10 protein-coding genes are annotated in these 10,152 nt (G+C 34.2%); 5 read left to right on the plus strand and 5 right to left on the minus strand.

Features of this window, described 5'->3' with window-relative positions; all coding sequences use genetic code 11:
• Positions 1-102 precede the first annotated feature (102 nt).
• Positions 103-897 (minus strand): DUF4382 domain-containing protein, encoded by a 795-nt coding sequence (locus GQ40_RS12070; protein WP_052184244.1) that lies wholly within the window; start codon positions 895-897, stop codon positions 103-105.
• Positions 898-973: 76 nt separating this feature from the next.
• Positions 974-1,546 (minus strand): DUF4382 domain-containing protein, encoded by a 573-nt coding sequence (locus tag GQ40_RS12075; protein ID WP_047548685.1) that lies wholly within the window; start codon positions 1,544-1,546, stop codon positions 974-976.
• 104 nt (positions 1,547-1,650) lie between these two features.
• On the opposite strand from GQ40_RS12075, the gene GQ40_RS12080 reads away from it, so the two are divergent.
• From GQ40_RS12080 to GQ40_RS12095, 4 genes are all read left to right on the plus strand, one after another.
• Positions 1,651-2,514 carry an aldo/keto reductase family oxidoreductase gene (locus tag GQ40_RS12080; protein WP_047548687.1) on the plus strand — a complete coding sequence of 288 codons (864 nt, stop codon included), beginning with the start codon at positions 1,651-1,653 and terminating at the stop codon, positions 2,512-2,514.
• Between the two features lie 24 nt (positions 2,515-2,538).
• Complete coding sequence (locus GQ40_RS12085) at positions 2,539-3,291, plus strand: SDR family NAD(P)-dependent oxidoreductase (protein ID WP_047551913.1); 753 nt, start codon at positions 2,539-2,541, stop codon at positions 3,289-3,291.
• Positions 3,288-4,028, plus strand: coding sequence for a phosphodiester glycosidase family protein (locus tag GQ40_RS12090; protein WP_047548690.1), 741 nt, complete (start codon positions 3,288-3,290; stop codon positions 4,026-4,028). Before GQ40_RS12085 ends, GQ40_RS12090 begins: the two co-directional genes overlap by 4 nt.
• A 97-nt stretch (positions 4,029-4,125) precedes the next feature.
• Positions 4,126-5,259, plus strand: a complete 1,134-nt coding sequence (locus GQ40_RS12095) for an ATP-binding protein (protein ID WP_047548693.1) — start codon at positions 4,126-4,128, stop codon at positions 5,257-5,259.
• Positions 5,260-5,750: 491 nt separating this feature from the next.
• Here GQ40_RS12095 and GQ40_RS12100 read toward each other — a convergent pair whose 3' ends face one another.
• The 3 genes from GQ40_RS12100 to GQ40_RS12110 form a co-directional block, all read right to left on the minus strand.
• On the minus strand, positions 5,751-6,431 hold the full coding sequence (locus tag GQ40_RS12100) for a hypothetical protein (protein ID WP_047548696.1): 681 nt from the start codon (positions 6,429-6,431) through the stop codon (positions 5,751-5,753).
• On the minus strand, positions 6,409-7,101 hold the full coding sequence (locus GQ40_RS12105; RefSeq protein WP_047548699.1) for a hypothetical protein: 693 nt from the start codon (positions 7,099-7,101) through the stop codon (positions 6,409-6,411). Before GQ40_RS12105 ends, GQ40_RS12100 begins: the two co-directional genes overlap by 23 nt.
• A gap of 112 nt (positions 7,102-7,213) precedes the next feature.
• Positions 7,214-8,767 carry an aldehyde dehydrogenase family protein gene (locus GQ40_RS12110; protein ID WP_047548702.1) on the minus strand — a complete coding sequence of 518 codons (1,554 nt, stop codon included), beginning with the start codon at positions 8,765-8,767 and terminating at the stop codon, positions 7,214-7,216.
• Positions 8,768-8,885: 118 nt separating this feature from the next.
• Between GQ40_RS12110 and GQ40_RS12115 the strand changes: the two genes are divergently transcribed.
• Complete coding sequence (locus GQ40_RS12115; RefSeq protein ID WP_047548705.1) at positions 8,886-9,980, plus strand: isoaspartyl peptidase/L-asparaginase family protein; 1,095 nt, start codon at positions 8,886-8,888, stop codon at positions 9,978-9,980.
• Positions 9,981-10,152: the final 172 nt, after the last annotated feature.

Consider the following 10,152-nt stretch of genomic DNA (forward strand, 5'->3'; position numbering starts at 1 on the left):
ACATTTGGTTAAAAGTTATTTTGCAAATAAGAATGATGATATCACAAAACAAAGAGCGTCACCATTCGGTAACGCTCTTTAAAAATCGTATCTAATTTTTATTTATAAAATGACAACGTCTAAAACTGTAGTTTGACCAACCACAACTTCTACGTCCTCAACGACAGTTGGCAGTAAACCAGAATCTATATCTGGAGTGAAAGTGACATCGTAGTTTCCTGCAGGAACACCAACTAAAACATAATTACCATCAATATCTGCATAGGTAGAAATAACTTCAGAACCTACATTCACACTTACTAACGTTTGTACATCACTAGGTGCAATAGTTCCACTTATTATACCAGTAGATATTTCCGCAGAAGCTCTTATAACTGGTTTTAAAATGATATTTCCAGAACTACCAGCAATTACAATAGATTCATCAACATTAAAGTCTAACCAAAACACATATTCAAAATCTGGCTCAAGCGTTTCGTTAACTTGGATCTTTAATCCTGATTGCTGTGCACTAGGTGTTGTAAGTTCTTGAGAAATACCATCTATAACTACAGTATTATTATTTCCTAAAACAAGCCTGATTTGGTTTAAAGTCCCCGAAGGAATTGTATATTCATCAGCCAGTAATACATTAATACCGCCTGTTAACTCAAGTAAATCGTATATACCTGTATTAATGGCTTCTAAACTTTGCCAATTATCATCTTCGCTATCATTATTAACTTTAACCAAAACATCTACAATATCAATGTAAACGTGTTCGAAATCTCCAGGTTCATCAACAAGTCTTACGGTTAATTTAGATGTACCTTGAACAGTTGATGATGAATCATCATCGTTACAACCAGTTAATACTAGGCAAAAAATAAAAAAAGTGAAAATTGTAAGTGTATTCATATTAGTTTTTTGGGTTCGTTTATAACATATACGCAAAAAACAACACTTAAGACGTCCTAAATTAAATAAGATTGAATTAAAAAAGATTATATAATCTCATTTCAGTTGACATTTTAGGACTTAGATTTGCATTTTCTTCCGAAGACATTTCAATAGAATTATCGAGATCAAGTACCAATACAAAATCATACATTTTGTTGGTCTGTAGTTGTTTACCAACAATATTTGTAGCTGCATTATTAAAGTTCTCGTTAATGTTTAGCGTGTATTCTAATCCGTTTTTTAATACTGAATTTTGATCTCCAAAGACCAATTTTATATTATAAATAAATTGACTCGGGATTTCTTCAAAATCTACTAATGTCACGACATCGTTAGTATTGATTTTAGTTAAATCGTGAATTCCAGTATTAACTGTATGTAAACTTACCCACGCATTTGGAGAAGTTTCATCTTCCAAAACACGCAATTGTACATCTATAATTTCTAAATTCACTTTGCTTAAAATTGAAGGAGTACCTTGAATTTTCACTGTTATCAAACTACTATTTTCGAAGGTTTCCGTTTCTAACTCATTAGAACAGCTGGTCATTAAAAACAAGGTCAATACACCAATAACTATAATTTTGAATGTGCGTGAGGCTTTCATATTTTGGGACAATTAATTAATCTCTAACAATAATATTCAATTGTTCTAGATTTGACTATTTTTATACATGAATTGCATAAAAACCATCATAAACTGAAAAAAAAGTGACATATTCTCGATTAATTGCAGGCACCATGACTTGGGGAAGTTGGGGCAAAAAACTTCAAAAAAACCAAATGATTGAACTTATGCAGCATTGCATAGAACAAAACATAACCACATTTGACCATGCAGATATTTACGGTGATTACTCTACTGAAAAAGATTTTGGTCTCGCTTTCGCGGAAAGTGGCATTAAAAGAGAACGCATAGAAATCATTAGTAAATGCGGAATTCAATATTTAGGTGACGCAAGATCGAATACCGTTAAGCATTACGATTACAGTAAAGAGTATATTATTTGGTCTGCAGAAGAATCTCTCAAAAACTTAAAAACAGACTATTTAGATTTATTTCTCCTTCATAGACCTAGTCCCTTAATGCATCCAGATGAGATTGCAGAAGCCATTTCAGATTTAAAAAAAAGAGGTTTAATCAAACATTTTGGAGTCTCTAATTTTACAACGTCTCAAATGCAATTAGTCTCAAAAGCTATGGACATATCGGTAAACCAAATTGAATTTTCACTTACCCAACACACAGCGATGCACAATGGCTCATTGGATTTTATGCTTGTAAATAACATTTTACCAATGGCTTGGTCACCTTTGGGAAGTGTTTTTAAAGAAGACACAGAACAAACCAGGCGCATCCACAAACAACTTGGAGAATTACTAAAAAAATACAACGCCACCGAAGACCAGTTGCTTTTAGCCTGGATTTTAAGACACCCAGCAAACATTCATCCAGTCATTGGTACCACAACAAAACAGCGAATTGCTGATGCATCGAGAGCCTCATCCATTAATTTAGAATTAGAAGATTGGTTTAAAATATTAGTGGCTTGTCAAGGACATAAAGTGCCATAATTTATAATAAAATAAAAAATGAAAATAAAAAAAACAGCCCTAATAACAGGAGCAACTAGTGGAATAGGCAGAGCAACAGCGCAAGAATTTGCAAAACACGGAATCAACCTTATTCTCTGCGGAAGACGTCAAGAACGCCTAGACACTATAAAGGAAGAGTTAAGCAAACAAACCAATGTACACACCCTTAACTTTGATGTAAGGGATAAAAAAGCAACTTTTGATGCTATAGAAGCGCTCCCTCCAGGTTTTAAACAAGTAGATATTTTAATCAACAACGCAGGAAATGCACATGGATTAGACCCAATCCAAACAGGAAATTTAGACGATTGGGATGCCATGATAGATATCAACGTAAAAGGATTGCTTTATGTGAGCAAGGCGATTATACCGCAAATGACAGCACGAAAAAGCGGACACATCATAAACATTGGTTCATCTGCGGGAAAAGAAGTGTATCCAAAAGGAAATGTATACTGCGGAAGCAAACACGCTGTTTTAGCAATCACCGAAGGCATGCGCATAGATCTAAATCCCTTTGGCATCAAAGTTACAGCAATCAATCCAGGTCTTGTAGAAACCGAATTCTCAAAAGTACGTTTTAAAGGAGATCCCGTTGCAGATAATGTTTATAAAGGATTTAAGGCATTGCAAGCAGAAGACATTGCAGAAGTCATCCAGTTTGCAATTTCAAGACCCGCACATGTAAATATAGCCGACGTACTCATGTTCTGTACCGCTCAAGCCAGCAGTACTATTGTGAATAAGGATTTATGAAAAAACACCTCAAATTTAGTTGGTTAAGCACCTTAATTCAAATAATCTGTTTTTGGTCATGCACATCTTCAGCACAAGAAATACAAGACAAACGCTTCGTGACACATATTGTAAATCTTGAAAATCAAGATCTAAAATTTTATCTAAAGGCTGATAATGATTCTAACTTCGGAAATTTTAAAGCTTTAAAAAAAGAGCTCAACAACAAAAACCGTGAGCTCGTCTTTGCCATGAATGGTGGCATGTACCTAAAAGATGGTTCACCCCAAGGTTTGTTTATAGAAAAAGGAATCACAAAAAAGCAGATTGATACTACAAAAGATGCCTACGGAAATTTCTATTTGCAACCCAACGGTATATTTTATCTCACCAAAAACAACAAAGGGGAAATTTGTAAAACAACCGATTTCAAATATACACCAACGATCACTTACGCAACGCAATCTGGACCAATGCTGGTGATTGACGGAGACATCCATCCGGTGTTTGTAAAAGGTTCAAAAAATGTACACATTAGAAATGGAGTTGGCATACTTAAAAATGGAGCTCTTTTATTTGCGATGTCAAAAGACACCATCAACTTATATGACTTTGCAGAATTTTTTAAAAACAATGGTTGTGAAAATGCGCTTTATCTCGACGGATTTGTTTCCAGAACTTATCTTCCGAAGAAAAGATGGGAGCAATTAGATGGTGATTTTGGAGTTATTATTGGGGAGACGAGACCTATGGATTAAATAAAAATTAATAAATGATAGTACTGCTATGGTAAGAATTAGAATAGAGATTCCTGCTTTTGTAGGCATTTAGATTCTCGTTTTCACGGGAAATGGTATGATTAATAAACGACTACTTATTAAAAACCTACTTGCTCACAATGATGAGAACAGTTTTTATGACAAAAAGCGAAAAGTCGATATCACCCATAAAGAAGGTAAAGCCAAGTTTTTAAAACATGTTTGTGCGCTCTCAAACAGCAACCCAAAAAACAACTCATATATTGTAATTGGGGTTGAAGATGAAGACAATAAGATTATTGGTGTGAGTTTTTTTGATGATAGTAAAATTCAAAACCTCATCAACGCTTATCTCTCAAATCCTCCAATTGTGCAATATGAGAATATTCCGTTTCCGCACTTACCAGATGATAAAGTTGTTGGGCTTGTAACTATTAGGCCAATTAATGATATTACGTCTTTAAGAAAGAATATCTGGAAATATTATGGTGGTTCTGTCTTTTTTAGAGATGGCAGTATTAGTATGCCTAAGGTTTTTGATATTGAGATTAAAGATCTCAATTCTAACATCGTAGCTGCAATAGAATCCCACTCTCAAAATAATATTGAATATACACTTGATGGTGTATTTGATTTTATGAATAAGCGCAAAGATTACAATCCAAAATACAAGGTTTTTAAAGAATATTTTGTGTTGTGCTGGTCTGGTCAAAAAAAAGAAATTAAACAAAATGTTTATTATTCCCGTGTGGATATCGAGCTTATAAATGAGCAGGTACGGTTATTCTTTTCAAAACTGGATGAAGTCACTATTTCGTATGACGATAGTAGTTTTAAGATTATTGAATATGTACTACTCGGACTTCAAAATGAAAAAAAATATTATCAACTTGAAGAAACCATCATAAATTTTGAAGATAATGCCCATTATAATATAGAGACCAATTTACTTTTTCAGCCTCCTCAATTTAATAAAGTCATATTACATCACATCTATAATGCTAATAATACCATTCTTGAGAAGCTTAAGAAGGGGCAGTCACTAACAAAAAGTGAACACGTAGATCTCAAAAATCTACCAGCAACTTATCTTATTTGCTACCTAAACTCTTTTGATAATGCAATAGACAAATTAATTGAGGCTAAACCCTTTTTAAAAAAAACAAGCATACAAGTTTATGATTCATATCTTGATGCTATTAGGGTTTTAAGAAAAGTGAAGTACAGTTAACCTAGGGTTTTTTACAAAATTTTCCGTTCATACCTTTTTTTTTGCTTTTTGTAGTATTTATTGTACACCTTATAGATTTTTTAGCATTTTTGTGTTGCTATTAATCAATTACATATAACCTTATTTCAAAATCGATTTATCGAAAACGAAATGAGGTTTTTGTTTTTTTATACTGTAATATAAAATGATAAATTTTTTATTAGTGCTCAATACCATCTCCTTTTAAACGGTTATTTTAACACTAATTAACAAATTGATACCGTTTATACACTTTTATTTACCAATCATAGTTTTTTTTGAAAAGTATAGCAGAATTTCACGACTTTTGAAATGCTATTAATCAATTACAAATTACCTTATTTCTGAAACGCACGTCGTGATGAAGTAAGGTTTTTTTATGGAGTACATTAAACGAAGTCCAATTTACACATAGTGTAATAGCGTAAACAAATAATTTGTTCTAATTAGATGAGGTTTCTTCGGAATTAAAATCAATCAATTATTGGTTTTTTTCCGAGGTAGAAGCCAATCCCAAGTCCAATATTATGGTATTGGATTTTACTGAAATTATCCTGAATTTCTGGAGCTGTATTTATTTCGGTCTTATCACTTCTAAAAGAGTAATCCAAATAAACGGAAAAATTGGTTGAAATATTATAGCTAATATAGGCTCGCAAGATTATTGGTTTTGCATAATCTCTTTGCTGTTCTAATCTACCTTGATTTATAACATTTTTATATGTGGCATTGCCAAATGGTGAAACACTCCCTCCAATATTTAGATTTCGGGCAACTGGTTGTTCATAACCCAAATGTAATGAAACATTAGAAACCGTACTTCTATTATATATACCAGTAAAACTTGGATCATTAACATTTAAAAATGTAAACCCAGTAGATATGCCTACAAAAAAACGCTTGTAGACAAAAAATTGAGCGTCAAACTTAAAACTCAAATTTCCTACTGTACCCTGCCCAATAAAGCTATTCTCACTAATAACTGGCTTATAAACATCAAAAGAAATTAGTGCAGTTTTATAACTCTCATTTTTATAAGAATCGTTTGGAAGTTCCTCTTTAGATTCAATATTATCTTGAGCATTTAAAACTGAAAATGATAATAAGCAACAAATCAAAATCTGTTTAAAATTAGTAGCTAAAGTTAAATTCATAGTCTGTTTGGTCGATGGTTAATGTTTGAGTGATTTGTGGTGCTCCATTTACAGAATATGTAAACACAACATCAGAACCTACTATTGAAGAGAAATTTGTATCTACAGTAGGGTTATCATTGCTTAAATTTCCACCAAAGGTTTCAGTATTAAAACAGAAAGACTCTTCTTCAATAAGTTCCTCATTCATGTAAACTTCATTGCACATATTACTTTTGTAGGCTATGGTATATTGAAATTCTGTATCTGGCGGACTTGTTCTGGTAATATTTATATTGAAGAGTGCTCTTCTTTTAATTGGTACAGTACCTAAATCTATTAAGAGATTAGTTGGTGTAAATATTACTGTATTTGTTTTATAAGAATAAGTTGAGTATTCATTATTTACAAATACCTCAACTATAAAATTATCATCGCGCCCAAAAAGTGTGACAATTGAGAATGTACCATCACTAATGGTGTTACCTTCTCCTATTAATTGACCATCAGATCCCAAAATTGCATTGTCATTACTTCCAACATAAACTGCTACATCAGCATCTGTAATTGGTAGATTGTTTTCGTCTAAAACTTGTCCCTTTATCAATAATCTAGAATTGTCTTCAAATGGAACTTCACAATTCACGAAAAATGCAAAAAAGGTTAGCAGTATAAACATCTTTACTTTCATATAATGAGTTGGTTTTAACTATAGATGCAAAAATCATAAAAAGGTTGCGTTACTTTGTAATAAAAAAGCCACATCCTTAGATGTGGCTTTTTCTATTAAATAATTTGAGTTTTTACAAATCAAACTTAATCCCTTGAGCTAAAGGTAACTCATCAGAATAATTTACGGTATTTGTTTGACGACGCATATAAACCTTCCAAGCATCAGATCCAGACTCACGTCCACCACCTGTTTCCTTTTCGCCTCCAAATGCTCCACCAATCTCTGCACCAGAAGTACCTATGTTTACGTTTGCAATCCCACAATCTGATCCTGCATAAGACAAGAATTTCTCTGCTTCTTTCATTTCATTAGTCATAATTGCAGACGATAAACCTTGTGCAACACCATTTTGTTTTTCAATAGCGTTTTCAACATCTCCAGAATATTTCATTAAGTATAAAACGGGAGCAAATGTTTCGTGCTGTACGATTTCAAAATCGTTTTCTGCCTCTATGATTGCTGGTTTTACGTAACAGCCACTTTCATAACCTTCGCCTTCCAAAACACCACCTTCAACTAAAACATTTCCGCCTTCTTTTTTTGCTTTTTCAATAGCAGATAAGTACGTGTCTACTGCGTCTTTATCAATTAACGGACCAATATGATTCTTTTCGTCCAACGGGTTACCAATAGTTAACTGCTTGTAAGCGCCAACGATAGCATCTCTTACTTTATCGTAAACCGATTCATGTATGATTAATCGTCTGGTTGATGTACAACGTTGACCACAAGTTCCAACTGCTCCAAATACTGCTCCTGGAACCACTACTTTTAAATCTGCAGTTGGTGTAATGATGATGGCATTGTTTCCACCCAACTCTAATAAAGATTTTCCGAAACGCTCGGCAACTGTTTTACCAACAATGCGTCCCATTCTGGTTGAACCTGTAGCAGATACTAATGGAATTCTACTATCTGTAGTCATCATTTCACCAACTTTGTAATCTCCATTGATGATGCATGAAATGCCTTCTGGCAAATCATTATCCTTTAAAATTCCTGCAATGATATTTTGACATGCGATTGAACATAACGGTGCTTTTTCTGAAGGTTTCCAAACACAAACGTCTCCACAAATCCAAGCTAAGGCTGTATTCCAAGCCCAAACTGCCACAGGAAAGTTGAATGCCGAAATAATACCAACAACACCAATTGGGTGCCATTGCTCTCTCATAACGTGTCCTGGACGTTCAGATGGTATGACTTGCCCATTTAACTGGCGAGACAATCCTACAGCAAAGTCACAGATGTCAATCATTTCTTGAACCTCTCCGTACCCTTCTTGTAGAGATTTCCCCATCTCGTAAGACACCAATTTTCCTAAAGGTTCTTTTAGGTCTCTTAATTTATTTCCAAATTGACGAACGATTTCCCCTCGCTGTGGAGCTGGCACATCTCTCCAAGATTTGAATGCTTTTGTTGCTGCATCCATCACTTTCTCGTAATCTGCTTTTGTTGTCGTTTTTACTTTTCCTATTAATTGACCGTCAACCGGAGAGTAGGATTCTATAGTTTCACCATTTGAGAAATTGTTTGACCCAGTCGATGTTCCATTATTTACATCCTTAACGCCTAATTGGCTTAATGCTTCTTTTATTCCGAAATCGGTAGCAATTGCTTCCATATCTGCTTAATTTTTATGATTTATTAAATTATCTCGCGAAGTTACTAATAATTTATCATTTTTTCTTGATGCAAATTCAGGAATGCTGTAACTTTAAAGCACTTAAAAACGAAATGTTATGAATTCAAATACTGTACTTTTTGCTTTACTATTTTCCCTGTGCTTAAGTTGTGGAGAACTCGTTCCAAATCCAGATGACAATGTAGAGAACATCACACGAGATATTTCCGAAGAAAAAGAAAAACCCAAAGCAGAGTTTGCCATTATAATACATGGTGGTGCAGGTACCATTCTTAAAAAGAATATGACTTCGGAAAAGGAAGCTGCTTATAAAGCCAAATTGGAAGAAGCCATTAGAGTTGGCTATGAGATTTTGAAAAATGGCGGAAGCAGTCTCGATGCAGTTCAAAAAACGATTAACATAATGGAAGATTCGCCTCTTTTCAATGCGGGAAAAGGTGCTGTTTTTACAAATGCTGAAACCAATGAACTCGACGCGTCAATTATGGATGGGAAAACGTTGAATGCAGGCGCTTCCGCAGGAACAACCACCGTGAGAAATCCAATCAATTTAGCGCGTATCATTATGGATAATTCGCCACACGTCATGATGGCTGGTGCTGGAGCGGAAACTTATGCAAAGGAACAAGGACTGACCATCGTAGACCCTTCTTACTTTTATACTGAAAATAGATTTAATTCCCTAAAGCGCATTATAGAAAAAGAAAAAACAGAACAAGATCAAAACAACAAACAAGCCTTTTACGACCCAGAAATTAAAGATTCAAAATTTGGAACCGTGGGTTGTGCTGCGTTAGATAAAAATGGAAATCTGGCTGCAGGAACCTCAACAGGTGGCATGACCAACAAACGTTATGGACGTGTTGGAGATGCACCAATTATTGGTGCTGGAACGTACGCCAATAATAATTCTTGCGCTGTCTCGAGCACAGGTTGGGGAGAATATTTTATTCGTGCCATGGTAGCTCATGACATTTCTGCCTTGATGCAATACAAAGGACTGTCTCTTAAAGAGGCTGCTCAAGAAGTCATCCAGAAAAAAGTGCCAGAACTTGGTGGTGATGGAGGTATTGTTGCGGTTGATAAAAATGGAAACATGGTTGCGGAATTTAATACTTCTGGCATGTATCGTGCTACAATGAATGACAAAGGAGAATTAGAGATTGGGATCTATAAAGAAAATGAAGATTAGTACAACAAACAGTAGTGAATAACAGTTTTCACGACAATCTGTTCAATCCTAAAAAACGAATTCTCAACATCTAATTACGAATTCTATTTTATGACATACACATAACATATTTGGGACTCAAAAACGTTTGAATCCATTAATTTTATAGTAGCAAGCTGTCTAATTGATGGTT

The sequence above is a fragment of the Psychroserpens sp. Hel_I_66 genome (assembly GCF_000799465.1).
GTDB lineage: Bacteria > Bacteroidota > Bacteroidia > Flavobacteriales > Flavobacteriaceae > Psychroserpens.